25 protein-coding genes are annotated in these 25,591 nt (G+C 73.3%); 14 read left to right on the plus strand and 11 right to left on the minus strand.

The features are described 5' to 3' along the window. Positions 1-21: 21 nt before the first annotated feature. Positions 22-1,701, minus strand: coding sequence for a DNA repair helicase XPB (locus AB0D28_RS19520; RefSeq protein WP_357387563.1), 1,680 nt, complete (start codon positions 1,699-1,701; stop codon positions 22-24). A gap of 186 nt (positions 1,702-1,887) precedes the next feature. Here AB0D28_RS19520 and AB0D28_RS19525 point away from each other — a divergent pair, with 186 nt between their 5' ends. Next, positions 1,888-2,763, plus strand: a complete 876-nt coding sequence (locus tag AB0D28_RS19525) for a L,D-transpeptidase family protein (RefSeq protein ID WP_069088088.1) — start codon at positions 1,888-1,890, stop codon at positions 2,761-2,763. A gap of 144 nt (positions 2,764-2,907) precedes the next feature. After that, the gene (locus AB0D28_RS19530; RefSeq protein ID WP_269702695.1) at positions 2,908-3,144 is read left to right on the plus strand and encodes a hypothetical protein; all 237 of its coding nucleotides are present in this window, start codon (positions 2,908-2,910) and stop codon (positions 3,142-3,144) included. A 1-nt stretch (position 3,145) separates the two neighbouring features. Here the strand turns inward: AB0D28_RS19530 and AB0D28_RS19535 are convergent, their stop codons facing one another. Continuing rightward, the gene (locus tag AB0D28_RS19535) at positions 3,146-5,608 is read right to left on the minus strand and encodes a helicase-associated domain-containing protein (RefSeq protein ID WP_357387565.1); all 2,463 of its coding nucleotides are present in this window, start codon (positions 5,606-5,608) and stop codon (positions 3,146-3,148) included. 37 nt (positions 5,609-5,645) lie between these two features. Between AB0D28_RS19535 and AB0D28_RS19540 the strand changes: the two genes are divergently transcribed. Together AB0D28_RS19540 and AB0D28_RS19545 are read left to right on the plus strand one after the other, a co-directional pair. Next, positions 5,646-6,269: an HAD hydrolase-like protein gene (locus AB0D28_RS19540; protein WP_357387567.1), complete on the plus strand. Its 624-nt coding sequence runs from the start codon at positions 5,646-5,648 to the stop codon at positions 6,267-6,269. Between the two features lie 28 nt (positions 6,270-6,297). Then, positions 6,298-6,684 (plus strand): cold shock domain-containing protein, encoded by a 387-nt coding sequence (locus AB0D28_RS19545; protein ID WP_030503574.1) that lies wholly within the window; start codon positions 6,298-6,300, stop codon positions 6,682-6,684. On the opposite strand, the gene AB0D28_RS19550 is transcribed toward AB0D28_RS19545, so the two are convergent. Further along, positions 6,645-7,475 (minus strand): 1,4-dihydroxy-6-naphthoate synthase, encoded by an 831-nt coding sequence (locus AB0D28_RS19550; protein WP_357387569.1) that lies wholly within the window; start codon positions 7,473-7,475, stop codon positions 6,645-6,647. The genes AB0D28_RS19545 and AB0D28_RS19550 overlap by 40 nt on opposite strands. 34 nt (positions 7,476-7,509) lie before the next feature. Continuing rightward, positions 7,510-8,220, minus strand: coding sequence for a TetR/AcrR family transcriptional regulator C-terminal domain-containing protein (locus AB0D28_RS19555; RefSeq protein WP_357387571.1), 711 nt, complete (start codon positions 8,218-8,220; stop codon positions 7,510-7,512). A gap of 117 nt (positions 8,221-8,337) precedes the next feature. Between AB0D28_RS19555 and AB0D28_RS19560 the strand changes: the two genes are divergently transcribed. Next, positions 8,338-9,321, plus strand: a complete 984-nt coding sequence (locus AB0D28_RS19560) for an NAD(P)-dependent alcohol dehydrogenase (RefSeq protein ID WP_357387573.1) — start codon at positions 8,338-8,340, stop codon at positions 9,319-9,321. Positions 9,322-9,377: 56 nt separating this feature from the next. Here AB0D28_RS19560 and AB0D28_RS19565 read toward each other — a convergent pair whose 3' ends face one another. Next, positions 9,378-10,091 carry a futalosine hydrolase gene (locus tag AB0D28_RS19565; protein WP_357387575.1) on the minus strand — a complete coding sequence of 238 codons (714 nt, stop codon included), beginning with the start codon at positions 10,089-10,091 and terminating at the stop codon, positions 9,378-9,380. After that, a complete protein-coding gene (locus tag AB0D28_RS19570) occupies positions 10,088-11,704 on the minus strand; it encodes an MFS transporter (protein ID WP_357387577.1) in 1,617 nt (538 codons plus the stop codon). The genes AB0D28_RS19565 and AB0D28_RS19570 overlap by 4 nt, the downstream gene beginning before the upstream one ends. Before the next feature lie 87 nt (positions 11,705-11,791). Between AB0D28_RS19570 and AB0D28_RS19575 the strand changes: the two genes are divergently transcribed. Then, positions 11,792-12,631, plus strand: coding sequence for a DUF3027 domain-containing protein (locus tag AB0D28_RS19575; RefSeq protein WP_357387579.1), 840 nt, complete (start codon positions 11,792-11,794; stop codon positions 12,629-12,631). A gap of 4 nt (positions 12,632-12,635) precedes the next feature. On the opposite strand, the gene AB0D28_RS19580 is transcribed toward AB0D28_RS19575, so the two are convergent. Continuing rightward, entirely contained in the window at positions 12,636-12,899 is a 264-nt protein-coding gene (locus AB0D28_RS19580; protein ID WP_357387581.1) for a DUF2530 domain-containing protein, read from the minus strand. Between the two features lie 94 nt (positions 12,900-12,993). On the opposite strand from AB0D28_RS19580, the gene AB0D28_RS19585 reads away from it, so the two are divergent. The 5 genes from AB0D28_RS19585 to thpR all read left to right on the plus strand — a co-directional run bounded on the left by AB0D28_RS19585 (position 12,994) and on the right by thpR (position 17,504). Next, positions 12,994-14,475, plus strand: coding sequence for an NCS2 family permease (locus AB0D28_RS19585; protein WP_357387583.1), 1,482 nt, complete (start codon positions 12,994-12,996; stop codon positions 14,473-14,475). A 62-nt stretch (positions 14,476-14,537) separates the two neighbouring features. After that, a complete protein-coding gene (locus AB0D28_RS19590; RefSeq protein ID WP_357387585.1) occupies positions 14,538-14,987 on the plus strand; it encodes a MarR family transcriptional regulator in 450 nt (149 codons plus the stop codon). A gap of 68 nt (positions 14,988-15,055) precedes the next feature. Continuing rightward, positions 15,056-16,342, plus strand: a complete 1,287-nt coding sequence (locus AB0D28_RS19595; protein ID WP_357387587.1) for an MFS transporter — start codon at positions 15,056-15,058, stop codon at positions 16,340-16,342. 75 nt (positions 16,343-16,417) lie between these two features. Continuing rightward, positions 16,418-16,927, plus strand: coding sequence for a hypothetical protein (locus AB0D28_RS19600; protein WP_357387589.1), 510 nt, complete (start codon positions 16,418-16,420; stop codon positions 16,925-16,927). A 4-nt stretch (positions 16,928-16,931) separates the two neighbouring features. Beyond that, entirely contained in the window at positions 16,932-17,504 is a 573-nt protein-coding gene (thpR, locus tag AB0D28_RS19605; RefSeq protein WP_357387591.1) for an RNA 2',3'-cyclic phosphodiesterase, read from the plus strand. A gap of 105 nt (positions 17,505-17,609) precedes the next feature. On the opposite strand, the gene AB0D28_RS19610 is transcribed toward thpR, so the two are convergent. The 4 genes from AB0D28_RS19610 to AB0D28_RS19625 all read right to left on the minus strand — a co-directional run bounded on the left by AB0D28_RS19610 (position 17,610) and on the right by AB0D28_RS19625 (position 22,456). Next, positions 17,610-18,596: an aldo/keto reductase gene (locus AB0D28_RS19610; protein WP_357387593.1), complete on the minus strand. Its 987-nt coding sequence runs from the start codon at positions 18,594-18,596 to the stop codon at positions 17,610-17,612. Between the two features lie 63 nt (positions 18,597-18,659). Further along, positions 18,660-19,748 (minus strand): septation protein SepH, encoded by a 1,089-nt coding sequence (sepH, locus tag AB0D28_RS19615; protein ID WP_357387595.1) that lies wholly within the window; start codon positions 19,746-19,748, stop codon positions 18,660-18,662. Between the two features lie 191 nt (positions 19,749-19,939). Next, positions 19,940-21,067: a phosphoserine transaminase gene (gene serC, locus AB0D28_RS19620; protein ID WP_357387597.1), complete on the minus strand. Its 1,128-nt coding sequence runs from the start codon at positions 21,065-21,067 to the stop codon at positions 19,940-19,942. A gap of 282 nt (positions 21,068-21,349) precedes the next feature. Beyond that, positions 21,350-22,456, minus strand: a complete 1,107-nt coding sequence (locus AB0D28_RS19625) for a citrate synthase 2 (protein WP_013283721.1) — start codon at positions 22,454-22,456, stop codon at positions 21,350-21,352. A gap of 273 nt (positions 22,457-22,729) precedes the next feature. Between AB0D28_RS19625 and pdxH the strand changes: the two genes are divergently transcribed. From pdxH to AB0D28_RS19640, 3 genes are read left to right on the plus strand one after another with little or no spacing between them, the layout of a single operon-like run. Beyond that, on the plus strand, positions 22,730-23,359 hold the full coding sequence (gene pdxH, locus AB0D28_RS19630) for a pyridoxamine 5'-phosphate oxidase (RefSeq protein WP_357387660.1): 630 nt from the start codon (positions 22,730-22,732) through the stop codon (positions 23,357-23,359). Further along, on the plus strand, positions 23,356-24,648 hold the full coding sequence (locus AB0D28_RS19635) for an MFS transporter (RefSeq protein WP_357387599.1): 1,293 nt from the start codon (positions 23,356-23,358) through the stop codon (positions 24,646-24,648). Before pdxH ends, AB0D28_RS19635 begins: the two co-directional genes overlap by 4 nt. Before the next feature lie 16 nt (positions 24,649-24,664). Then, positions 24,665-25,591 (plus strand): aldose 1-epimerase family protein, encoded by a 927-nt coding sequence (locus tag AB0D28_RS19640; RefSeq protein ID WP_357387601.1) that lies wholly within the window; start codon positions 24,665-24,667, stop codon positions 25,589-25,591.

Below are 25,591 nucleotides of genomic sequence, written 5' to 3' on the forward strand. Positions count from 1 at the left end.
CCCGCCCGGCCGGCACGCCGGTCAGTCGACGCTCGGCAGCGACGGTCCGAGCACGTCGTCGGCGTCCACGATCGTGTACGCGTACCCCTGCTCGGCCAGGAACCGCTGCCGGTGCGCGGCGTACTCGGTGTCGATGGTGTCCCGGGAGACCACCGTGTAGAAGTGCGCCTGCCGGCCGTCGGCCTTCGGCCGCAGCACCCGGCCGAGCCGTTGCGCCTCCTCCTGGCGGGAGCCGAACGTGCCGGACACCTGGATCGCGACAGCCGCCTCCGGCAGGTCGATGGAGAAGTTGCCGACCTTCGAGAGCACCAGGGTCCGCAACGAGCCGGAGCGGAACGCGTCGAACAGCCGCTCGCGTTCCTTGTTCGTGGTGGAGCCCTGCACGATCGGCGCGTCCAGGTATTCGCCGAGCTGGTGCAGCTGGTCGAGGAACCCGCCGATGACGAGGACCTGCTCGGACGGGTGCCGCTCCACCAGCGCCCGCACCACAGGCAGCTTCGTGCGAGCGGTCGCCGCCATCCGGTAGCGCTCCTCGGCCTCCGCCGTCGCGTACGCCAGCCTCTCCGCGTCGGTGAGCGTCACCCGTACCTCGGTGCACTCCGCCGGTGCGATCCAGCCCTGCTGCTCGATGTCCTTCCACGGCGCGTCGTACCGCTTCGGGCCGATCAGGCTGAACACGTCGCCCTCGCGGCCGTCCTCGCGTACCAGAGTCGCGGTGAGGCCGAGCCGGCGACGGGCCTGGAGGTCCGCCGTGAAGCGGAAGATCGGCGCGGGCAGCAGGTGCACCTCGTCGTAGACGACCAGGCCCCAGTCGCGGGCGCCGAACAGGTCCAGGTGGGTGAACGCGCCGCCGCGCCGCGAGGTGAGCACCTGGTACGTGGCGATGGTGACCGGGCGGATCTCCTTGCGCTCGCCCGAGTACTCGCCGATCTCCTCCTCGGTCAGCGACGTGCGGGCGATCAGCTCCCGCTTCCACTGGCGGCCCGCCACGGTGTTGGTGACCAGGATCAGCGTGGTCGCCTTCGCCTCGGCCATGGCCGCCGCGCCGACCAGCGTCTTGCCGGCGCCACAGGGCAGCACCACCACGCCGGAGCCGCCGGCCCAGAACGCCTCGACGGCTTCCCGCTGGTACGACCGCAGCGTCCACGGCTTGCCGCCGTCCTTGCCGGCCTCGGCCAGCTCGATCGGGTGCGCCTCGCCGTCCACGTACCCGGCCAGGTCCTCGGCCGGCCAGCCCAGCTTGAGCAGCGCCTGCTTGAGCCGGCCCCGCTCGGACGGGTGCACCGCGATGGTGTCGTCGTCGAGCTTCGCGCCGAGCATGCCGGCGAGCTTCTTGCTCTTGGCGACCTCGATCAGCACCACCCGGTCCAGCGCGCGCAGCACCAGGCCGTGCACCGGGTCGTTGGCGAGCTGGAGCCGGCCGTACCGGTCCATCGTCTCGGCCACGTCGACCAGCAGCGCGTGCGGCACCGGGTAGCGGGAGTACTTGATCAGCGAGTCGACCACGCCCTCGGCGTCGTGGCCGGCGGCCCGCGCGTTCCACAGACCCAGCGGCGTCAGCCGGTACGTGTGCACGTGCTCGGGGGAGCGTTCCAGCTCGGCGAAGGGCGCGATGGCCATCCGGCACGCCTGCGCGTCGGGGTGGTCGATCTCCAGTAGGAGCGTCTTGTCCGACTGCACGATCAGTGGTCCACCGCTCACGCCAGCGTCCTCTCGCATCGCCCGGAACCCCGCTGCCCGGAACCCCGCCGCACCCCGGCTGACCTGCCGGAGGCCGACCAACCAGTGTTGCACGCCGGAGGGCTGCGTAAAAAAGTCCGGCTGGACAGGCAACGTCATACTCGTCCCACACGTCTAGCAAGCGGGACGACTGTCCAGGGAGGGCCCATGCAGCGTGTCCGGTTTCTCGCCCGGGTCACCGCCCTGGCGGTGGTCGTGCTGGTCGGTGTCGGCGCCTGCGCGCTCGATCCGCAGGCGGACGGCGCCGGGGGGAGCACCCCCGGCCCGGTCGGGCTGACGGAGGGAGCATCGGGGGCGAGCGCGTCGCCCACGCCGGAGCAGCCGGTCACGTCCCCGTCGGCGCAGCCGAGCCGGACGGCCTCGCCGAAACCCTCCCGATCGCCGGAGGCGACGAAGACGACGAAACCCAAGCCGAAGCCGAGCGCGTCCGCCGGGTGCCCGCAGGGCGAGCACCAGCGGGCCGTGGAGACGTACCTGACCCGGCTGGGCGGCTTCGGGACGCTGACCGTGGACGGCGAGCAGTCCGCCGCCGACTGCGCCGCGATCAAGAAGTTCCAGGTCCGGTACGGCATCAGCCCGTCCTCGGGTCGCGCCGGCCCCACCACGTACGACGTGGCGAAGCGGCTGGCCGCCACCGACACCGCGCGGTGCAAGGCCGGTTCCCGGCTGACGTTCTGCGTCGACCTGACCCGGCAGACGGTCTGGGCGATGCGCGGCGGCGAGGTGGTGATGGGCCCGACAGTGACCCGCACCGGCATGTCCGGCTACGCCACCCCGGCCGGCACGTACTCGGTGGGGCGGAAGAACCCGCGCGAGTGGTCCAACCCGTACGAGGTGTGGCTGCCGTACTGGCAGCAGTTCAACGGCGGGATCGGCTTCCACGAGACCACCACCTACCTGCACAACGGCGCGATCGGCTCGCACGGCTGCGTGAACCTGCTGCACCGCGACGCGGTACGCCTCTGGGAGCTGGGTTCGGTCGGCACCCGCGTGGTCGTGATCGGCCGCCGCCCCGGCACCTGAGCACGCCGCCCCGGCACCCGAACCGGCCCGCGCCCGCCCTACCCGTGTCCGGACCGCCCGGATCAGGGTTTTAACCCCTGTCCGCGCGGTCCGGTTGGTGTAACCCTGGAAGCCGGGTCCATGCCGGGACGGGGAGGGACTGCCATGACCGTTGACCAGGACGTGCTTCCCGAGGACGAACGGGCGCGGCAGCAGGAGGTGCCCACGGCGGTGGTGCTCGCCTACGCGGCGGCCGCGGCGGGGGTGTTCGGCTGGTTCCTGTTCGGGCTGCTGGTGCAGCAGCAGGGCTTCGTCGACTCGGTGGGTGAGGCGGCCGGCACCGCGTTCGCGTTGCTGCTGGCCGTGTCGGTGATCGGCACGCTGCGCCGCAACGGGGAGTAGCTCACTCCTCCAGCACCGCCGCTGTGATCCGGTGCAGGGCGAACGTGTGCAGCATCTCCGTCCGGTCGTCCTCGGCGCGCAGGTAGCCGGCACCGATCGACACCGGCCGGACCAGCCGGGACGCGGTCGCCCCGTGCGCGTCGACGTAGCCCACCCAGACCAGCGCCTTGTCCCGTACCGCCTGCTGGAGCACCGCCAGGGCGTCGCCGTGCCCGGACACCGGCGTCGGACCGGCCGCCGCCGGGCCGCCCCGGACCACAGCCGGGGCCCGCCGCGCGGCCCGGGCCGCCGCCTCGCCCCGGCGGATCTGCTCCACCACGCCGAGCAGGCGGGGCATCGGCAGCTTCGGCGTGGCGAGCGGGTCGACCGCACGACCGATCGCGGTACGGGCCGGCGCCCGCCGGGTCTTCGGGCGTGCCAGCACCATCGCTCCGCTGGCGTCCTCGGGCACCGGAGCGTACCCGGCGTCGCGCAACGCGGTGAGCATCCGGTTGACCTGGTACGGGGTGACCAGCACCGTGGGCGCGAGCCGGCGGAACGCCAGCGGCTCCAGTCGCCGGTCCGCCTGGACCTCGCTGAGCAGCGCCTCGTCGTCGCTGCGCACGTATGCCCCGGCCGACCCGACGCGCAGCCCACCGTGCTTGCGGGCCGCGTCGTCGACCAGGTAGGTCAGGCCCTGCGGCACCGGGGTGCGCGAGCGGCGGCGGAACAGCGCGTGCAGGTCGTCGGCCGTGTAGCCGGCGTCCAGCGCCCGCCTGATGCTCGCCGTGGTGACCCGGTGCACGCTGGCGCCGCCCGCCGACTCGTGCTCGGCCACCACGTCCAGTTCGGCGGCGAGCGCCGGGTCGGGCGGGCCGGGCACCACCACCGTCAGGTCGGCCTGCACCAGGACGTGGTCGACCGGGGCGGGCAGCAGCGCGTCCAGCGCCCGTACCGTCGTCGACGCGTCGCCCGACTCGGCGTCGGAGCGCAGCCCGAGCGGGTCGTCACCGCGCTCGTCGGCCTCGGTCAGCTCGGCGAGCAGCAGCCGCCCGTACGAGGTGAGCGCGCCGAGCCCGGTCACGCCCAGCGTGGCCGCCTCGGCGAGCACCTCCCGGTGCGTCGCCTCCCGCCCCCGGGCCCGCCGGGGCGCGCGCCAGTCCAGCAGCTCCAGCACCTCGTCCGGGGTCGGCGCGGTGCCGGGCGGCAGGTCGGCCAGCACGGCGAGCAAGGCCCGCCGGGCGGCCGGCGCGCCGGCCCGTTCCGCCTCGGCGGAGAGCACCGAGATGGGCCGGTCCCGGTCGTCGCGCTGCCCGATCAGGCCGGCCTGGCGGGGCATCGACATCCAGGCGCGGGCGAGCTGGTCCCAGCGCTGGGCCAGGGACACCGCGCGCCACACCTCGTACCCGCCGGTGGGCAGGATCTGCTGGTCACCGCCGTACCGCGTGGTGGCCGCGCCGGTCAGCTCCATCTCCCCGGTCAGCCCCGCCGCGTACGCCACCTCGAACAGCAGCGCGGTGGTCGGCTCGTCAAGCCCGAGACCGCGGGCGAGCCGCCGCAGGTCGCGTACGCCGACGCCGCCGGAGCGCAGCACCGGGGCGGGTTCCGCGGTCAGCGCCTCCAGCATCGCCTCGATGTGCCGGACCACCTCCATGGTCTGCCCGGCCCCGGCCGAGTCGACGGACTTGACCTCGCGCGCCGGGCCGGACACCACCGGCGGGCTGGTGCGCAGCGGCCCGAGCGGACCGGCGTCGCGGCGCAGCACCAGCCCCACCTCGCGGGGCAGCTCGACGGTGCCGTTGCGGCCGCCGGACATCCGGACCAGCAGCCGGTGCTCGACCAGCCAGCGGATCGGCGAGCCGGTCGGGGCGCCGCCGTTGACCAGGTCGGGCGGGAGCACGTCCTCGGCGCCGGTGGCGGGGGCCTCCAGCGCGCCGGGCGCCACGGTCCCGACCGGCGGCCCGGCGGCGAGCCGGTCCAGGACCGCCCGGGCCGAGGGCGGCGCGGACAGCAGCGTCCGCCGCAGCTTCGCCGGGTCCGCGCAGAGCGCCGCCGCGCGCGGGTCCAGCTCCGCCGCCGGTCGGCCCAGCCCCGCCGGGTACGGGGACACCTCGTCGATGCCGCCGGCCACGCACAGGGCGTGCTCGGGGCCGTACAGCAGGAACCGGGCCCGGAGCCGGTCGACGGCGGCGCGGACCGCCGTGGGTGCGGGCGGGTGCGGCCCGGCGGTGGCCATGGCCAGGATCTGGTCGGTGGAGGTGGTGCCCTCGGGATCGCGGGTGAGCCGGGCGGCGTCGAGGATCTGGAGGGTGAACTGGTCCAGCCCGTCGAGCGCCCGGGCCACGGAGACCCGGGACTGGGCGCGCAGGGCGAGGGCGGACACGTCGGCCGGCACCGGCACGACGAGGTCCGGCCGCAGTTGGAGCAGGGCGGCCAGGGACTCGTCGGGGAGGGCCCGCAGGTGGTCGGCGAGTGAGGTGGTCATCGTCGTACCACGCTAGCCCGCTGGGTAGGTTCTCGGCATGCCTCCGCTGATGGTCGGCTTCGACCTCGACATGACACTGGTCGACTCCCGCCCCGGGATCGCCGCCGCGTTCCGGGCGCTGACCGCGCGCACGGGCGTGCATGTGGACGGGGAACTGGCCGTCTCCCGGCTGGGCCCGCCGCTGCGTACCGAGCTGGCGCACTGGTTCCCGCCGGAGCGCGTCGAGGAGGCGGTGACGCACTACCGGGAGCTGTATCCGGCGTACGCGATCACTCCGACCGTGCCGATGCCGGGTGCCGAGGCCGCGCTGCGCGCGGTGCACGAGCGCGGCGGCCGGACGATGGTGGTGACCGCGAAGATCGGCCGGCTGGCGAAGCTGCACCTGGACCATCTCGGCCTGCCGGTGGACGAGCTGGCCGGGGACGTGTTCGCGGAGCAGAAGGCGGTCGCGTTGCGCGAGCACGGCGCCACGCTCTACGTGGGCGACCACGTGGCCGACATGGCCGCCGCGCGGGCCGCGGGAATCCCGGGCGTGGCAGTGGCGACCGGCCCCTGCTCGGCCGACGAGCTGGCCGAGGCCGGGGCGTATCTGGTGCTTGATGATCTCGTCGAATTCCCGAGGGCGCTGGACCGGATCATCGGGCTAGCCTTGGAGGGGTAGACGGTTCGAGTGGAGCGGGGTTCAACAGGTGCCGACGGGTCGAGTGAAGTGGTACGACGCCGCCAAGGGGTACGGGTTCGTCACCAGTGACGAGGGTGGCGACGTGTTCCTGCCGAAGGGCGCGCTACCGGCGGGTGTCGCCGACCTGAAGGGTGGCCAGCGGGTCGATTTCAGCGTGGTCGACAGCCGGCGGGGCGCCCAGGCGATGGGGGTCAAGCTGCTGGAGGCGCCGCCGTCCGTGGCGGAGCTGCGCCGCCGGCCGGCCGAGGAACTCCACGGCCTGGTGGAAGACATGATCAAGGTGCTGGAGGCGAAGGTCCAGCCGGACCTGCGCCGGGGTCGCTTCCCGGACCGGAAGACCTCCCAGAAGATCGCTCAGCTGGTCCACGCGGTGGCGCGCGAGCTGGAGGTCTGAGGGACGAGCCCGGCGTCGGCGGCCCGGCCCAGCAGCGCCTCCACGGCGGCGAAGCCGGCCTCACCCAGGTCGGCGGTGAACTCGTTGACGTAGAGGCCGATGTGCCGGTCCACCACGTCGGGCTCCATCTCCTGGGCGTGCGCGAGGACGTACTCCCGGCTGGCCTCCGGGTCGGCCCACGCCTGGCGTACCGACTCGCGGATCCAGGCGGTGGCCTCGACCGGGTCGACGGCGCCCCGCCGGGCCAGGATCGCGCCGAGCGGGATCGGCAGCCCGGTGTCGCCCTCCCACCACTCGCCCAGGTCGACGAGCGCGGTCAACCCGTGCCGCGGGTAGGTGAAGCGCGCCTCGTGGATGACCAGGCCGGCGTCGTACCGGCCGGCGGCCACACCCGGCATGATCTCGTGGAACGGCACCACCTCGATGCGCGCCGGTGCCTGGTCGGCCGCCCAGAGCCGGAACAGCAGGTACGCAGTGGTCCGCTCGCCGGGCACCGCCACCGTCGCGCCGGACAGGTCGGTCCGGTCGCCACGGGTCAGCACCAGCGGGCCGCAGCCCCGCCCGAGCGCGCCGCCGCAGGGCAGCAGGTGGTAGTCCTCCAGCAGCCAGGGCAGCGCCGCGTAGCTGACCTTCACCAGGTCGAACGCCCCCCGCTGGGCGGCGGTGTTCGTGACGTCCACGTCCGCGTAGGTCACCTCGACCGGCGGGGCGCCCGGCACCCGGCCGTGCACCAGGGCGTCGAAGACGAACGTGTCGTTGGGGCAGGGGGAGATCGCCAGGGAGAGCGCCACGGTCCCACCGTAACCCCGGCGGCCGGGCGGCCCGTCACCCCGTCCGGTGTGACGTCCAGCCGGTCCGGTGCAGCCGCTCGATGCCGTCGAGCAGCAGGTCCAGGGCGAACTCGAACTCGAACTGGTCGTCGCAGCCCGGCCCGACCACCGAGTCGTCGTCGTGGGACGCGGCGGTGGCGATGGCGGCGAGGTGCGGGAACCGGGCGGCCACCTCCGGCGGCAGGTCCGCCGGTGTGCCGGCGCTGGTCGCGCCGGATCGCCCGGCCTGCCGGGAGGTGTCGAACAGTTCCTGGCTGAAGCCCAGGACCCGGCTGCCCAGCGCGTGCATGACGTGGTGGGCCAGGTCGGTGGAGAAACCGCCGGCCCGCAGCGCGCCGACTGTCGAGTCGAGGTAGGCCAGGACGGCCGGGGTGGGCGTGGTCCGGGACTCGATCGCCAGCGACGCCCAGGGGTGGCGGAGCAGCATCTGCCGCGCCGACAGGATGCGCCGGCGGATCGCCTGCTTCCAGTCGCCGGGCGCTGGCGGGTCGATCTCCGCGACGACGATGTCGATCATGCCGTCGAGCAGTTCGTCCTTGTTGGCGACGTGCTTGTAGAGGGCCATCGGCACGACGCCGAGGTCCTGCGCGAGGTTGCGCATGCTCAGCGACTCGATGCCGGTCCGGTCGGCGAGCACGACGGCGGTACGCAGGACGCGATCCCTGGTCAGGGGTGCCCTTCGTGCCGTCTCCGCCTGCTCCGCCATGTCGTCCCCAGTCCTCCCGAAGGCCGTTGACACAGTAACCGCCTTGACTGGTGTACGGCGTACACCTAGCCTTGTGCCATCATGGTGTACGCCGTACACCTGGGAGGGAGTGGCGACATGAAGGCGATCGTCCAGGACCGGTACGGCCCACCGGAGACACTCGTGCTCGCCGACGTCGAGACGCCCGCGCCCGGCCCCGGCGACGTCCTCGTCCGGGTCGAGGCAGCCGCGCTGAACGCGTACGACTGGCACGTCATGCGCGGCGACCCCCGGCTGTCGCGGCTGGCGCTCGGCCTCGCGCGGCCCCGGGCCCGCATCCGGGGCCGCGACTTCGCGGGCCGGGTCGAGGCCGTCGGCGCCCAGGTGCGGCAGGTACGCCCCGGCGACGCCGTCTTCGGCGACCTCGGCGAGGCCGACGGCGCGTTCGCCGAGTACGTGTGCGTGCCCGAGCACCTGGTCGCGCCGCGGCCGGCGAACCTGACCCCGGCGCAGGCGGCGGCACTGCCGCTGGCAGGCGTCACCGCGCTCCAGGGCCTGCGCGACGCCGGGCGGGTCCGGCCCGGCCACCGCGTCCTGATCAACGGTGCCTCCGGCGGCGTCGGCACGCTCGCCGTGCAGTTGGCGAAGGCGCTCGGCGCGACGGTGACAGGCGTGTGCCGCACCCGCAACGTCGCGCTGGTCCGCTCCCTGGGCGCCGACCACGTGGTCGACTACACCCACGACGACTTCACCCGCGACGGGCGCCGCCACGACGTGGTGTTCGACCTGGTCGGCAACCGCTCCCTGACCGCGTTGCGGCGGGCGCTCACGCCGGGCGGGACGCTCGTGCTCTCCGGTGGTGGCGTCTACCGGGGCGGCAGCCTTCTCGGCCCGATCGGGCTGCTGGCGCGGGGACGGCTGGTCGCGCCGGTCATCAGCCAGCGCGTCGTCGTCCTCGCCACCTCACCCGGCCGGGCGCACCTCGACGTGCTGCGCGAGCACGCCGAGGCCGGCCAGCTCACCCCTGCGGTCGACCGGACGTATTCGCTGCCCGAGGTGCCCGAGGCAGTCCGCTACCTCGAAACCGAGCACGCACGAGCCAAGGTCGTCATCACGATCTGAGCCCGCCGTCCCCAGCCCGACGACTTCTCCACAGGGTTATCCACAGGTGGACGGGATCAGTGGAGGGCGGCCGCCGCGGCGGTGAGCGCGGCGAACGCCTCCCGCATCCGCCACGCGCTCCGGTCGCGCGGGCCGATCGGGTTGGAGACGGTCCGCAGCTCGGCGAAGGGCACGGCGGCCTGGGCGGCGGCGACCGCCACGCCGTACCCCTCCATGGCCTCGGCCACCGCGTCCGGGTGCCGTTCGGCGAGCACCGCCGTGCTGGCGGCGGTGCCGGTCACCGTGCTGACGGTGAGCACCGTGCCGACGGTCGCCCCCGGCAGCGCGGCGCGCAGACGGGCCAGCAGGCCCGGGTCGGCGGCGACGATCCGGCCGCCGCCCAGCAACTCGGGGGGCATGCCCAGGTCCTCGACCGGGATGAAACCGGCGGGCGACTCGGCGCCGAGGTCGGCGGCGACGCTGCGGTCGGCGAGCACCGTGCCGCCCACCGCGACCCGGCCGACGAACCCTCCGGCGATGCCGGCGCTGACCACCGCCCGGTACGGTCGCCCGGCCGCCTCGGCCAGCGCCAGCAGCCGTGCCGTGGCGGCCCCGGCGACGGCTGGGCCGACCCCGACGGGCAGCACCGTCACGTCCGGCGGCATCGTCCCGTCCGGCGATGCAGTCCTGTCCGGCGGCATCGTCATGTCCGGCGCTGCCGGTGCGGTGAGGCCGGCACGGATCGCCTCGGCCTCTGCCGGCACGGCAGTGACCACGAGCAGACCGCTCACGCCACCGGCCCCCGGGGATCACGCCGCTCGGTGTCCTCGACGCCGCCCGGACCGCCCACCGAGGAGGACGGCCGGTAGATGTGGAAGCCGGGCGGTGCCAGCCCCTCGTCGTCCGGCGGCGGGCCGGAGCGCTGGGGCGCCGGTGAGGTGGGCGCCGGGTCGTCGAGCGAGGTGGTGGCCGTCTTCTCGTCGCGGGTCGCCTGTTCCGCGGCCAGCTCCTCGTCGCCGAGCGGCCGGCCGGCCAGGTGCTCACCGCGCAGCTTGCCGGCGACGAGCACGCCGCGTACGGCCACCAGCGCGGCCACCGCGGCGGCCACCGTCACGCCGATCAGGCCGGTGAACGGCACCAGCCCGAGCCCGCCGCCGGCCACGAACGCCAGCATCAGCGCGGTCTCCGAGTGCGCGAACGAGCTGGCGCGCAGCCGCTCCGGGATGCGTTCCTGGATCGAGGCGTCCACCGCAAGCTTGGCGATCCCGCTCATCATGGCGGCCACCAGGCAGAGCAGCGCCACCATCGGCAGCGAGAACTTCAGCGCGGCGAGCACCGCCACACCGGCCACCACTATCGTGCCGCTCGACTGGAGCGCTGTCGGCCGGTGGATGCGCAGCCGGGTGCCGAGCGCGGTGGCGAGGAACGTGCCTACCGCCAGCGCGCCGCCGACCAGGCCCAGCGCGCCCTGGGCGCCGAGGTCGCGGCCGAAGAAGTCGGTGGTCAGGTCACCGGCCTTGATCGCGAAGGCCAGGAACAGCAGCAGGAAGCCGTAGAGCCCGCGCAGCGCCGCCGCGCCGATCAGCGTGGCGATCACCAGCCGTCCGCTGGGGCGGCCCCGGCCCAGCGGGCGCTCGCCGTCGCGGCGGCGCAGCGCGCGCAGCGGGTGCGGCATCCGCTCGGGCGGCTCGGAGTCGGCCTTCGGCGGCAGCCGGAGCGAGATCACCATGCCGATCAGGAAGATCACCGAGGCGACCCGCAGCGGCCACTGCGGCCCGAACCAGAACGCGGCCAGCCCGATCGGCGCGACGAGCGCGCCGGCCACCGTGCCGTAGACGCTCGCGCGCGCCCCTACCTGGGACAGCCCCAGCCCTTCGGGGAGCAGCCGGGGGACCGCCGCCGAGCGGGCCACACCGTATGCCCGGGAGAGCGCGAGCACGCCGAACGCCGCCGGGTAGAGCCCGAAACCGCCGATGTAGTCGGAGATCAGCCACGCCAGGAACGCCCGGCCGAGCATGGTGGTGGCGAGCGCGTACCGCCGGCCGTGGCGGAAGTGGTCGAGCAGCGGGCCGACCACCGGGGCGAGCATGGCGAACGGGACCATGGTCACCAGCAGGTAGAGGGCCACCTTGTTGCGCGCCTCGCCCAGCGGCACGTCGAAGAAGATCGTCCCGGCCAGGCCGATCGCGATGAGCGTGTCACCGGCGCAGGAGAGCGCGTGCAGGTCGAACAGGCGGACCATGCCCACCTCGTTGCCCGCGCTGCGGGCCCGGGCGGTGCCGGCCCGCCGGGTCATCCAGCGCCCACCGTGCAGCGAGCCCCGCAGCAGCAGCCGGGTGGCGCGGATGCCGGTGCCGACGGTCCGCCCGAGAAAGGAGCGGCCGGAGCGGGAGGACAGCGCCATGCGTCCCATCCTCGCCCATCCGCTCCACGTGCGCCGCATCACCCGGAGAGAATGACTCCGGGGAGTGCCTGTCGCCCGTGGACGGGCATGGGGAACAATGGTCCGGTGACCAGGCCCGCCTCCGCCCGCGCTCCCCGGCTCGACCAGGTCTGCGCCGCCGCCGTCGAGGTGGCCCGCGACGCGATCACCGAGGTGGAGCCCACCGACATCGGCGACCATCTCCAGGCGGTCGCCGAGGGCGATCGGGTCGTCACCCACTACTTCGAGTGCCGGATGGCCGGTTACCGCGGCTGGCGCTGGGCCGTCACGGTGACCCGGGTGCCGCGCAGCCGGCACGTCACCGTCTGCGAGACGGTGCTGCTACCGGGCCCGGACGCGCTGCTCGCCCCGGGCTGGCTGCCGTGGCAGGAGCGGCTCAAGCCGGGCGACCTGGGCCCGGGTGACCTGCTGCCCACCCCGGCCGACGACGAGCGGCTCGCCCCCGGCTACCTGCTCTCCGACGATCCGGCAGTGGAGGAGACCGCCTGGGAGCTGGGCCTGGGCCGGCCCCGGGTGCTGTCCCGGGAGGGCCGTGCCGAGGCCGCCCAGCGCTGGTACGACGGTGACCACGGCCCGGACGCCGCGATCTCGGTCGCCGCGCCGGCCGCCGCCCGCTGCGGCACCTGCGGCTTCTACCTGCCGCTGGCCGGTTCGCTGCGCCTGGCCTTCGGCGCCTGCGGCAACTTCTACGCCCCGGACGACGGCCGGGTGGTGAGCGCCGACCACGGGTGCGGCGCGCACTCCGAGACGCTTGTGGAAACGCCGGAGACGCCAGTCGACGAACTGCCCACCGTCTACGACGACAGCGCGGTCGAGTCGATGACTGTCAGCCGGGCCCCGGGCTCGGTGGAGGCGGCCGAGCCGGCGGAGCCGTACGGCCACCCCTGATCGGTCAGTGCTGCCGCCGCCCGGCGGCAGCGCGTCGGCGGCGCCGGTTGGCGTCGTGCCGCATCATCACCGCCAGGCCGGGAAAGCCCCACAGGAAACCGGCGAGGCAGGTCCAGAGCCAGTTCTGACGCCCGGATTCGGTGAGCCAGTCCCGGAAGAAGATCAGTAGCACCAGGCCGGCCACCGCCCAGGCGATCAGCCCGGCGACGGCGAACGGCACCATCGGCGGGTCGAGCGGCTCCGGCCGCGGCTGTTGCTCCTGTGACACTGGCCCAGCGTACGTGATCGTTCTTCCCTGCCAGGCGGGTGATCTGGGACGATGCGCGCGACAAAATCCAGTCGATGACCTAGATGAGGACCCGATGTCCATTGCTCCGCCGCCGGATCACGGCACGCCGCCCGATCCCGCGCACCCACGAAACGCCTTCGACCGCTTCTTCCTGATCTCGGCTCGCGGGTCGACGCTGAGCCGTGAGATCCGAGGCGGCCTCGCCACGTTCTTCACGATGGCGTACATCGTGGTGTTGAACCCGCTGATCCTGGGCAGCGGGAAGGACGGTGACGGGCGTTCGCTCGCCATTCCGGCGCTCGCCGCGGCGACCGCCCTGGTCGCCGGCCTGATGACGATCCTGATGGGCGTGGTGGCCCGGTTCCCGATCGCGCTCGCCGCCGGCCTGGGCGTGAACGCGCTCGTGGCGTACGAGATCGCGCCGCAGATGACCTGGGCGGACGCGATGGGCCTGGTGGTCATCGAGGGTGTGCTGATCGGCATCCTGGTGCTCACCGGGCTGCGTACCGCGGTGTTCCGCTCGGTGCCGACGCAGCTCAAGACCGCGATCGGTGTCGGCATCGGTCTGTTCCTGACCATCATCGGCCTGGTCGACGCCGGTTTCGTCAGGCGGGTGCCGGACGCGGCGAACTCGACGGTGCCGGTCGGGCTGGGCATCAACGGCAAGATCGTCAGCTGGCCGATGCTCGTCTTCGTGGTCGGCCTGCTGATCACCCTGGTGCTCGTGGTGCGCCGGGTCCGGGGCGCGATCCTGATCGGCATCCTGGCCTCCACCGTGCTGGCCATCGTGGTCGAGGCGGTCGCCAAGGTCGGCCCGTCCTTCGTCGACGGCAAGCCGAACCCGAAGGGCTGGTCGCTGAACGTTCCCGAGCTGCCGAAGCAGATCGTGGACGTGCCCGACCTGTCGTTGCTGGGTCAGTTCAACGTGCTGAACTCGTGGAGCCGGGTCGGCTGGCTGGTGCCGCTGATGTTCATCTTCACCCTGCTGATCACGGACTTCTTCGACACCATGGGCACGATGGTCGCGATCGGTCAGGAAGGGGACATGCTCGACGAGACGGGCACCCCGCCGAAGGCCAAGGAGATCCTGCTCGTCGACTCGATCGCCGCCGCCGCTGGTGGCGCGGCCTCGGTGTCCAGCAACACCTCGTACATCGAGAGCGCCGCAGGCGTCGCGGAGGGCGCCCGGACCGGCGTGGCCAACCTGGTCACCGGCGTGTTGTTCCTGCTCGCCATGTTCCTGGCGCCGCTGTCGCTGATCGTGCCGTTCGAGGCCGCGTCGACGGCGCTGGTGGTGGTCGGCTTCCTGATGATGACGGCGGTCCGCACGATCGACTGGACCGACTACGAGATCGCCATCCCGGCGTTCCTCACCATCGCGCTGATGCCGTTCACCTACTCGATCTCGAACGGCATCGGGGCCGGCGTGATCAGCTTCGTGCTGCTGAAGGTGGCGAAGGGCAAGGCCCGCGAGGTCCACCCCCTGCTGTACGGGGTCGCCGTGCTGTTCGTCGTGTACTTCCTGCGCGGGCCCGTCGAGTCCGTGTTGCTCTGACGCTGGTGAGCCTGGTCATAACGCATGTCGTTAGCCAGGCTCATTAGTTAAGCTAACTAGTTGTGACGGAGCGGACGGTGACGGCGAAACGCGTGCCACCGGCGCAACTGGCCCCTCAGTTGCGAGATGCGATCACCCGGCTCAACCGGCGGGTCCGACAAGCCCGGCCGGTCGGCGACCTCACGGTCACCCAGCTGTCGGCGCTCACCAGCCTCAAGCTGGCGGGCGCCCTCACGCCACGGGAACTGGCCGATGTCGAACGGGTGCAGCCACCCACGATGACGAAGATCGTCGCGAAGTTGGAGGAACGCGGCCTCGTGCAGCGGACTCCCCATCCGACCGACGGACGGCAGGTCATACTGGCGGCTACCGAAGGGGGAAGGGCCGTGCTCGACCAGTTCGAGCGGGCCCGGAACGAATGGCTGGCCAACCGGCTGGCCGCACTGACCGAGGACGAACGCGACACGCTACGGCGTGCCGCGGAGATCCTCCAGGGCATCGCTCGCGCCTGACACCGCCGCCCGCGGTTCGCTTCGTCACTCGTGGATGAAACGTACCGACGCGAGGAGGCGCACCTAGAGTGCAGGCCAAGCTGAGCACGATGTTCCAGTCCCTACGAGTCCGTAACTACCGACTCTTCGCCACCGGACAGCTGGTCAAACTGATCGGCGTCTGGATGATGTTCATCGCCCAGGACTGGCTCGTCCTCGAGCTCAGCGACAACTCCGCGACCGCCCTCGGCGTGGTCACCGCGTTGCAGTTCACCCCCGTACTCCTGCTCACGCTGCTGTCCGGCCGGCTCGCCGACCGCTACGACAAGCGGATGCTGCTCTTCGTCGCCAACGCGTTCTGGACCGTGCTGGCGCTCGCCATGAGCGCCCTGGTCCTCACCGGCCTGGTGCAGCTCTGGCACGTCTTCACGTTCGCCGCCCTGCTCGGCGTCGCCAACGCGGTCGAGACGCCGGTGCGCCAGGCGTTCGTCTCCGAGCTGGTCGGCATGTCGCTGCTGCCGAACGCGCTCTCGCTCAACGCGGCGGTGTTCAACTCCGCCCGGATCGTCGGCCCGGCCGTCGCCGGCCTGGCCATCGCCGCCGTCGACGTCGGCCCGGTCTTCCTGGTCACCGCGCTCAGCTCGATCGCCCCGCTGGTGAACGTGGTCCGGATGCGTACCGAGGAGCTGTACCGCAAGGACCTGCCGCCGACCGGCGAGCGGGACCAGGCCCGGGTGGTCGACGGCCTCCGGTACGTGGCGCGGCGGCCGGACATCCTGCTGCCGATGGTCCTCATGTCGGTGATCGGGATGAGCCTGTTCAACTTCCAGCTCACCCTCGCCGCGCTCGCGAAGACCGTGTTCAACACCGGCGCCGCCTCGTTCGGCCTGTTCAGCACCGCGCTCGCGGTCGGAGCGCTGGTCGGCGCGCTGGCTGGCACCGGCCGGCGTAGCCGCCCCTCGGTCTGGCTGGTGCTCGGCGCCGCGATCGGCTGCGCCGCCTTCGGCACGCTGGTCGGGCTCGCCCCGGCGTACTGGCTGGTGGTGACGCTGCTCCTGCCCGCCGGGTTCTTCATGGTCTACTTCGCCCAGGCGGCAAACCAGCGGGTGCAGCTCGGTGTCGACGCGTCCTTCCGGGGACGGGTGATGGCGCTGTGGGTGCTGGTGTTCCTGGGCACCAACCCGGTCGGCGCCCCGGTGATCGGCTGGGTGGCCGAGACGTACGGTGCGGGCGCGAGCATCTGGGCCGGCGGCCTGATCTCGCTGACCGCCGCGCTGCTGGCGCTCGCCTGGCAACTGCGCCGCTCCGGTGCCCGGCTTCGGCTGCGGATGCTGCCGATGCCCCGCTTCTACGTGGTGTCACCCGGCGCCAAGTAGCCCCGATAGCCGGTCGTACCGGCCCGATTACCCAAACGGGTGGCGGGCCGGTGCGGCAGGGCTTAGCTTCGATGTGTGGAAGTGGGGCAGGGACTGCTGCTGGCTCTGGCGATCCTCGCCGTCTGCTGCCTGCCCGCCCTGCTCGCGCTGCTGTTCTGCGCAGACGAGATCATCGATCGGGTCGCCTGCGGTTGGGCCGAGTGGCGGGAGCAGCGTCGGGAACGCCGTACCATCGCGCGGCTCGACCGGGCCATCGAGGCCGAGGCGCTGACCCGCGACATCGACCTCACCGAGTTCGACAAGGGCGGCCGCCGTCCGCTGGAACAGCTCGCCACCGACCTGCGCCGCCTCGGCGGCCACCGGCTCGCCGCCGCCGACCGCAGTGTGGTGTGGCACGGCGCGGTCATCGAGGCGTACGACGAACGGCTGCGCGCCGCCTGCCACGCGCTCGGCATCGCCGAGCATCTCGGCGAACTGGACGGCGTCGACCGGGAGATCGAGCGGGTACGCGTCGAAGGGCTGCTGCACGCCGCCGGGCTGACCCTGCCGGCCGCCCGCGCCGCGCACCACCAGCGACACCGCTGAGCGGGTGCGTCTCTTCGCGGCGATCTACCCGCCTGCCGTTGCGGTCGCGGATCTGACCGCCCGGATCAAGGGCCTGCGGGTGGCGGGCGCCCGCCACGCCCGCCTGGCCGACCCGGCGAACCTGCACCTCACGCTCGCGTTCCTCGGCGAGGTGCCGGACGACCGGCTGACCGACGTGCAGAGCGCCCTCAGGATGGCCGCACGGACGCTGCGGGAGTCCCGCGCCGGGCCGCCCCGGCTGAGCCTCGGCGGCGGGGGCAGTTTCGGCCAGGGCGGATCCACTGTGCTCTGGGTCGACGTGCGGGGCGAGGCGGATGCGCTGGACACACTGGCCCGGCTGATCCAGCAGGGACTGCGCCGGGCCGGCCTGCCCTGCGACGACAAGCCGTTCCGGGCGCACCTGACCATCGCTCGCCCGGGCGATCGGCTGCCCGAGGCCGACATTCGCGCCGACCGAGACACCCTGAACGGGTACGCCGGTCCGCAGTGGCCGGCCGCCGAGCTGGTGCTGGTCCGCAGCCATCTCGGTCAGCGTGTCCGATACGACCGCCTGGCGGCCTGGCCGCTCGCCGCCTAGCCGTCGGCCGGCTGGGCATCCCGGTCGGGCTTTGCACCCGGCCGGCCGGGCGTTAAGAAGGGGCCCCTCCTCTACCGGAGGCGTTAAGAAGGGGCCCTTCCTTACCTACCAGGCCCAGGCCTCGGGGCCGGGGCCGCCGTTGCCGACGGGCGGGAACAGCTCGTCGAGGCGGGTCAGCGTCGACTCGTCCAGGTGGACGTCGAGGGCGCCGAGGTTGCGGTCGAGCTGGTCCATGGTGCGCGGACCGACGATCGGGGCGGTCACGCCCGGCCGGGAGAGCAGCCAGGCCAGCGCCACATCCGCCGGGTCGTGGCCGAGGTCGGCACAGAGCTTCTCGTACGCCTCGATGGTGTTGCGGTGCTCGGCCAGCGCGTCGGCCGAGCGGCCGGTGGTGCCGCGCGCCGCGCTGCCCTCCGCCATCTTGCGGAAGATGCCGGAGAGCAGCCCGCCGTGCAGCGGCGACCAGGGGATGATGCCCAGGCCGTAGTGCTGCGCGGCCGGTACGACCTCCAGTTCGACGTACCGGGTCAGCAGGTTGTAGATGCACTGCTCGGAGACGAGACCGAGGAAGTTGCGCTTACCGGCCGCGGCCTGCGCCTGGGCGATGTGCCAGCCGGCGAAGTTGGACGAGCCGACGTAGATGACCTTGCCCTGGGCGACGAGCGTCTCCATCGCCTGCCAGATCTCCTCCCACGGCGTGGTCCGCGAGATGTGGTGCATCTGGTAGAGGTCGATCGTGTCGGTCTGGAGCCGGCGCAGCGAGTCCTCGCAGGCCCGGATGATGTGCCGGGCGCTCAGGCCCTGCTCGTTGGGCCACTCGCCCATCTTGCCGTAGACCTTGGTGGCGAGGACGACCTTGTCGCGGCGCCCGCCGCCCTGCGCGAACCAACGGCCGACGATCTGCTCGGTGACGCCCTCACCGAGCTTCCAGCCGTAGACGTTGGCGGTGTCGAAGAAGTTGATCCCGTGTTCGAGCGCCCGGTCCATGATGGCGAAGCTGTCCGGCTCGTCGGTCTGCGGACCGAAGTTCATCGTGCCGAGGCAGAGTCGGCTCACGGACAGACCGGTGCGTCCCAGGTTCGTGTACTCCATGACTCCACCCTGGCACGCCGGCACTTAGAGTGCCCTCTCAACGGGCCAGGGTGGAGCGGTGGATCAGGAGGATTCGCGGGCCGCCGGGCCGGTGCCGAACAGCACGTCGTCCCAGCTCGGCAGCCGCTTGCGCGGCTTGCCGCCGGCCTCGGTGGACTCCGCGGCCGCACCGCCGGTCGCCGCCGCGGGGCCGGTGCGCCGAGGACGCAGCACAGCCAGCGAGGGTACGGCAGGGATCTCCTTCGGCGCGTCCGAGTCGTCGTCGAAGGCCGAACCCTGCCCACCACCGAGCAGCGCCGCGGCACCACCGGCGACGGCCCGCTGACGGGGCGCCTCCGGCCCGGCCAGCGCGGCCGGGGAGCGGGTGTCGAGACCACGCCCGGACGTGCCGCCGAGCGGGCGGTCCAGCGAGGCGAGCAGCGCGTCCCGGCCGGCGCGGATCGGGTCACGCCCCGGACGGGCGTGCTCGGAGGCGGCCGGCAGGCCGTGCCCACCCCGGCTCGGCTCGCCGCGCGACGGACCGGGCAGCGCGTGACCGCCCCGCTCCGGCGCGGGCTCCTGGCCGAGGATCGGCGTGGGCCGCTCGGCGCAGAGGTACTGCGCCATGTCGTCGTGCGGGGCGACGTGCTGCCGGGTCTTGTCCAGATCCCACACCGCCTGGGCGGTGGCCTTGCCGGACGGCCAGGTCGCGATGATCCGCCAGGTGCCGTCGTCGCGGCGGTAGGCGTCCCACGAGATCTTCTCGGTGTCGATGCCGTGCTGGGCCAGCCGGCCGTTGACGACCTCGGCCAGCGGGGTCGGCTTCTCCGCGCCCTTGAGCCGGGTGCGCCGGGCGTGCTGGGCGAGCATGGCCCGTTCCTGGAGCACCGGGCCGGCGTAGCGCAGGACCCGGTCGACGGGCACGCCGGCGATGCGGGCGACGTCCTCCGCGGACTCGCCGGAACGGATCCGGGCCTGGATGTCCCGTGGGGACAGCGACGGGGTCAGGTCGGTGGCGCTCGGCACCACCACGAGCGGCGGGGCGCCCGGCTCGGCGTGCAGCGCCGACGCGATCCGCTCGTCGATGGGCAGCGCCAGCAGGCGCCCCACCTCGTCGGCGAGCACCAGGGCCTGGCCGTCCTCGGAGAGGGCGACGAAGCGTACTGGGCGCATGGGCTTGCCTCCGTCCCGCTTCGCTGGCCGTCACGCCACGGGAGCCGGCCACCCGGGCGTCTCGCACCACCGTACGCTCATCTACCCGACGATGGGGACTGCGACACCCCGGCATGTCGTGACTGAGCTGCGGTAATGATCACGGTGGGTGGTCGCCGGAGCCCCGACGACCACGCACCGTGACGGCGTGATCAGAGTCGCTCGACCACGTAGTCGATGGACGCGGTGAGCGCCTCGACGTCGGCCGGCTCGACGGCCGGGAACAGCGCCACCCGTAGCTGGTTGCGGCCGAGCTTGCGGTACGGCTCGGTGTCGACGATGCCGTTGGCGCGCAGCGCCTTGGCGATCGCCGTCGCGTCCACCCCGTCGGCGAAGTCCACGGTGGCGACCACGTTGGACCGCAGCGCCGGGTCCGACACGAACGGCGTGGCGAACGACGAGCGCTCGGCCCAGCCGTACACGATGCCGGCGCTCTCGGCGGTGCGCTTGGCCGCCCAGGCCAGCCCGCCCTGGGAGTTCATCCAGTCGGTCTGCTCCGCGGCCAGGAAGATGGTCGCCAGCGCCGGGGTGTTGTACGTCTGCTCCAGCCGCGAGTTGTCGATCGCGGTGACCAGGTCGAGGAAGGCCGGGATGTAGCGGCCCGACTCCTTGACCTCGGTGGCCCGGGCCAGCGCGGCCGGCGACATCAGGGCCAGCCAGAGGCCGCCGTCGGAGCCGAAGCACTTCTGCGGCGCGAAGTAGTAGACGTCGGTCTGGGCGACGTCCACGTCCAGCCCGCCCGCGCCGGAGGTGGCGTCGACGAGCAGCAGCGAGCCCTCGTCGGCGCCCGCCACCCGGCTGATCGGCACCGCGACGCCGGTGGAGGTCTCGTTGTGCGGGGTGGCGTAGACGTCCACGCCGGCCTCGGCCACGAGCGTGGGGGCGCTGCCCGCGTCGGACTTGCGGACGGTCGGCTCACCGAGGAACGGCGCGTCGGCGACCGACTTGGCGAACTTGGCGCCGAACTCGCCGAAGCTGGCGAACTGGGCCCGGTCACGGATCAGGCCGAACGTGGCGACCTCCCAGAACGCGGTGGTGCCGCCGTTGCCGAGCACCACCTCGTACCCCTCGGGCAGGGAGAAGAACTCGGCCAGGCCGCGGCGCAGCCGGGCCACCTGGTCGCGGACCGTCTTCTGCCGGTGCGACGTGCCCAGGTAGCTGGTGGCGACGTCGGCGATGGCGGAGACCGCGGCCGGACGGACCTTGGACGGGCCGCAGCCGAAACGTCCGTCGGCGGGCCTGATCTCGTCGGGAATCCGGATGGTCGGTACGTCAGCCACGGTTGTCTTGATCCTTCCGCGTGGGCGGGACGAGCCCTTGGTGCGGGCGCGGACCGATGGCCGGGCGTGCGCCGGGCGCACGAGGCGGCCGGGGTCCGAACCCGGCCGGCAGCGCTGCCGGCCTTCATCCTCCCACCCGGGCGGCCCGGACCGGCGGCTGGTCCCACGGTCGGTGCTGAGTCGTGCGCCACAGCGGCGCAGCGCCTCGTGTGCACGGAGGCGGGCGTTAAGAAGGGGCCCCGCCTCTACCGGAGGCGTTAAGCGGGGCCCCTTCCTTACACGTCAGACGCCGTGCGGGATGGCGTCCCAGCCCTCGACCTGCTGCGGCTTGCGCGGGCCGTGGCCGACGTACGTGGCCGACGGCCGGACCAGCCGCTGGAGCTTCTTCTGCTCCAGGATGTGCGCCGACCAGCCGCCCATCCGGGCGCAGGTGAACATCGAGGTGAACATGTGCGCCGGCACCTCGGCGAAGTCCAGCACCACTGCCGACCAGAACTCGACGTTCGTGGCGAGGACGCGGTCCGGGCGGCGGGCCTGGAGCTCGGCCAGCGCGGCCTTCTCCAGCGCCTCGGCGACCTCGAAGCGGGGCGCGCCCAGCTCCTTGGCGGTACGCCGCAGCACGCGGGCGCGGGGGTCCTCGGCCCGGTAGACCCGGTGGCCGAAGCCCATCAGCCGCTCGCCCCGGTCCAGCACGCCCTTGACGTACCCGTCGGCGTCGCCGCTGCGCTCGACCGCCTCCAGCATGCTGAGCACCCGGGACGGTGCGCCGCCGTGCAGCGGGCCGGAGAGCGCGCCGATGCCGGAGGAGATGCAGGCCGCGGCGTCCGCACCGGTGGAGGCGACGATCCGGGCGGTGAAGGTGGAGGCGTTCAGGCCGTGCTCGGCGGCCGAGATGAAGTACGCGTCGACGGCCTTGACGTGCCGCGGGTCGGGCTCACCGCGCCAGCGCTTCATGAACCGCTCGACGATGGTCTCCGCCTTGTCGATCTCCTTCTGCGGCACGGCCGGCAGGCCCAGGCCGCGCGCCGACTGGGCGACGAAGGACAGCGCGGTGACCGACACCCGGGCCAGGTCCTCGCGGGCCTGCTCGTCGGAGATGTCGAGAAGCTGGTTGAGCCCCCAGTACGGGGCCAGCATGGCGACCGCGGACTGCACGTCGACGCGGATGTCACCGGAGTGCACCGGCACCGGGAACGGCTCGGCCGGCGGCAGGCCCGGGCCGAACCGGCCGTCCACCAGCAGCGCCCAGACGTTGCCGAACGAGACCTGGCCGATCAGGTCCTCGATATCCACGCCCCGGTAGCGCAGTGATCCCCCCGCGCGGTCGGGTTCGGCGATCTCGGTCTCGAAGGCTACGACGCCCTCCAGGCCCGGTTTGAAATCGGACATGTCGTCTCCTGGCTTCGGCTCGGCGCGCCCGGGCGGGCTGATCGAGCCCCGCAGCTCAGGCGACCCTTCAGGGGTGTGGTTCGGAACATCTTGCCCGGTGGGTAACAGACTGCGCGACCCACAGCCACTGTGCGCCACGCGACATCCCCGCCGCTGGCCGTCGGTGAGAGTAGGAGAAGACTGGGTACCGGGGCCTGGCCAGCGTCGGGGGACGCCGGCACGCCCGGGAGAGGGACAACCACAGTGACAGGCGACACACCCGCCCCGGCCGGCATGCGTAACGAGTACGCCGCCGACCTGGGCCTGACCGAGACGGACCTGGCGCCGGACTGGCACACCCAGTTCGCCCGCTGGTTCGCCGACGCGGTGGCCCATCCGCTGCCCGAGCCGAACGCGATGGTGCTCGGCACGGCCGACGACCGGGGGCGGCCCAGCGGCCGCACCGTGCTGCTCAAGGGGTACGACCCGGACGGCTTCGTCTTCTACACCAATCACGGCTCGCGCAAGGGCACCGAGGTGACCGCGAATCCGTGGGCCAGCCTGGTGTTCCCGTGGTTTCCGATGCAGCGGCAGGTGACTGTGACCGGCCGGGTCGAGCGGGTGGACCGCGCCGAGACCGAGGCGTACTTCGCCAGCCGGCCGCGCGGCTCGCAGCTCGGGGCGTGGGCCAGCACCCAGTCGATTGTGGTGCCGGACCGGGTCGCGCTGGACTCGGCGTACCGGGCGGCGGCCGAGCGGTTCGCCGACGTGGAGCCGATCCCCGCGCCGCCGTACTGGGGCGGGTTCCGGGTGCGTCCGGAGACTGTCGAGTTCTGGCAGGGCCGGGCCAGCCGGCTGCACGACCGGCTGCGCTTCCGGCGTACCGATGGCGGGTTCTTCGTGGTCGAGCGGCTCGCGCCGTGACCGATGTCACAAAGGCCGGGCGGCGGGAACCGCGCCGCTGGGCGATCGACCTGCGCCCGCTGCGCGTGCCCGCGTACCGGCGGGTGTGGACCGGCAACGCGGTCGCCATGTTCGGTTTCCAGTTCACCGCCGTGGCGGTGCCGGTGGAGATGTTCGACCTGACCGGCGGCTCGCTCTGGGTCGGTCTGCTGGGCATCGCCGGGTTCGTGCCGCTGCTGGTGTTCGGGCTTTGGGGCGGCGCGATCGCCGACGCCCGGGACCGCCGCCGGGTGCTGCTCGTCGGCGGCTGCGTGCTCTGGGCCTCGACGTTGGGGCTGCTGGTGCAGTCGCTGGCCGGGGTGCGCAGCCCGCTGCTGCTCCTGCTGCTGGTGGGCCTCCAGTCGACGGCATTCGCGATCACCTCGCCGGCCCGCAGCGCGATCCTGCCCCGGCTCGTGCCCGCCGAGCTGGTCCCGGCGGCCACCACGCTGAACTTCACCACGTTCACCGCCGCCGCCGTCTTCGGCCCGCTCGCCGCGGGCCTGATCTTCGCCGGGTGGCAGGTCGAGACGGCCCTGCCCATCGCGTACGCGGCGGACGCGCTGCTGTACACCGCGGCGCTCTGGGCCACGCTGCGGCTGCCGGCGATGCCGCCCGCGCCGGACCCGGGCGGCGGCGTCCGCAAGGCCGGATTCGCCAGCATCGTCGACGGCTTCCGCTACCTGGCCACCACGCGGGTGCTGCTGCTCTCCTTCGCCATCGACCTGATCGCGATGATCCTGGCCATGCCGCGGGCGCTCTTCCCGGAACTGGCGCAGGAACGCTTCGGCGGCGCGTCGGCGGTGGGTTGGCTCTACAGCTCCATCGCCATCGGCGCGATGCTCGGCGGCCTGACCTCGGGGTGGATCGGCCGGGTACGCCGGCAGGGGCTGGCGCTCACCGTGGCGGTGGTCGCCTGGGGCGTGGCGATCGCGCTCGCCGGCCTGGCCGGGCACCTGTGGCTCGCCGTGGTGCTGCTCGGCGTCGCCGGCGCCGCCGACCTGGTCAGCGCCACGCTGCGCCAGTCGATGCTGCTGGTCTACGCGCCGGACCGGATGCGGGGCCGCCTCCAGGGCGTGAACACGGTGGTGGTGGCCGGTGGCCCGCGCCTGGGCGACCTGCGCGCCGGTGCGACGGCCGCCGCCTTCGGCACCGGTTTCGCCATGGTCGGAGGCGGTATCGCCGCCGCCGTCCTGGCGGTGTTGCTGGTGGCGGCGTTCCCGGCGTTGCTGCGCTATCGCTCGGTCACCCCCGCCGAGGACCGGCGCTGACGGTAGGGTCGCCGGCATGGGGATCGACGTGCAGCCACCGTCCGGTACACAGTGGACCATCGCCGCCGACGGCCACGAGGCCGTCGTGGTCGAGGTCGGCGGCGGGCTGCGGGCCTACCGCTTCGACGGCGTGGACCACCTCGACGGGTACGCCGAGGACGAGGTCTGCCCCGGCTCGGCCGGGCAGGTGCTGGCGCCGTGGCCGAACCGCATCCGCGACGGCGCCTACACGGTGGGGGAGCGGTCGTTGCAGCTCGACCTCACCGAGCCGGAGCGGCACAACGCCCTGCACGGCCTGGTCAACTGGGCGCGGTGGCAGCCGATCGAGCAGTCGGCGGACAGCGTCACCATCGGCTACGACCTGCCGCCCAGCCCCGGCTACCCGTGGGCGCTGCGGCTGCGGGCCCGGTGGAGCGTCGGCCCGGACGGCCTGCGGGCCGAGCACGAGGCGACGAACCTCTCCGGCGAGCCGGCGCCGTTCGGCTTCTCCGTGCACCCGTACCTCCAACTGCCGAAGGTCGGCGTGAACGAGATGCGGCTGCGCGTGCCGGCCCGGCGGCGGGTGCTGGTGGACAGCCGCCTGCTGCCGGTCGCCGCCGCCGAGGTGACCGGCTCCGAGTTCGACTTCACCAGCCCGCGCCCGATCGGCGACCTGGTGCTCGACACCGCGTTCGGTGACGTCGAGCGGGACGCCGACGGCGGCTCGGCGGTGGTGCTGAGCGCGCCGGACGGCTCGTCCGGGCTGCGGATCTGGGCGGACCGCGAGTTCGGCTGGTGGCAGGTGTTCACCGGGGACACGCTCGGCGGGGAACGGCACCGCCGTTCGGTGGCGGTGGAGCCGATGACCTGCCCGCCCGACGCGTTCCGCTCCGGCCGGGATCTGATCATGTTGGAGCCGGGGCAGACCTGGCGGGGCGCCTGGGGCGTCCGCCCGGAGGTCTGA

Source organism: Micromonospora sp. NPDC048169, from assembly GCF_040652815.1.
In the GTDB taxonomy this organism is placed as follows: Bacteria; Actinomycetota; Actinomycetes; order Mycobacteriales; family Micromonosporaceae; genus Micromonospora.

Bases quoted from the DNA above. Each gene is read 5' to 3' on its own strand.
- AB0D28_RS19540 (WP_357387567.1), top strand. From the start codon at position 5,646: ATGCCTCCGCTGATGGTCGGCTTCGACCTCGACATGACACTGGTCGAC.
- AB0D28_RS19560 (WP_357387573.1), top strand. From the start codon at position 8,338: ATGAAGGCGATCGTCCAGGACCGGTACGGCCCACCGGAGACACTCGTG.
- AB0D28_RS19575 (WP_357387579.1), top strand. From the start codon at position 11,792: ATGGGGAACAATGGTCCGGTGACCAGGCCCGCCTCCGCCCGCGCTCCC.
- pdxH (WP_357387660.1), top strand. From the start codon at position 22,730: ATGCGTAACGAGTACGCCGCCGACCTGGGCCTGACCGAGACGGACCTG.
- AB0D28_RS19570 (WP_357387577.1), bottom strand. From the start codon at position 11,704: ATGGCGCTGTCCTCCCGCTCCGGCCGCTCCTTTCTCGGGCGGACCGTC.
- AB0D28_RS19530 (WP_269702695.1), top strand. From the start codon at position 2,908: ATGACCGTTGACCAGGACGTGCTTCCCGAGGACGAACGGGCGCGGCAG.
- AB0D28_RS19610 (WP_357387593.1), bottom strand. From the start codon at position 18,596: ATGGAGTACACGAACCTGGGACGCACCGGTCTGTCCGTGAGCCGACTC.
- AB0D28_RS19535 (WP_357387565.1), bottom strand. From the start codon at position 5,608: ATGACCACCTCACTCGCCGACCACCTGCGGGCCCTCCCCGACGAGTCC.
- AB0D28_RS19585 (WP_357387583.1), top strand. From the start codon at position 12,994: ATGTCCATTGCTCCGCCGCCGGATCACGGCACGCCGCCCGATCCCGCG.
- AB0D28_RS19640 (WP_357387601.1), top strand. From the start codon at position 24,665: ATGGGGATCGACGTGCAGCCACCGTCCGGTACACAGTGGACCATCGCC.
- sepH (WP_357387595.1), bottom strand. From the start codon at position 19,748: ATGCGCCCAGTACGCTTCGTCGCCCTCTCCGAGGACGGCCAGGCCCTG.
- AB0D28_RS19525 (WP_069088088.1), top strand. From the start codon at position 1,888: ATGCAGCGTGTCCGGTTTCTCGCCCGGGTCACCGCCCTGGCGGTGGTC.
- AB0D28_RS19555 (WP_357387571.1), bottom strand. From the start codon at position 8,220: ATGGCGGAGCAGGCGGAGACGGCACGAAGGGCACCCCTGACCAGGGAT.
- AB0D28_RS19625 (WP_013283721.1), bottom strand. From the start codon at position 22,456: ATGTCCGATTTCAAACCGGGCCTGGAGGGCGTCGTAGCCTTCGAGACC.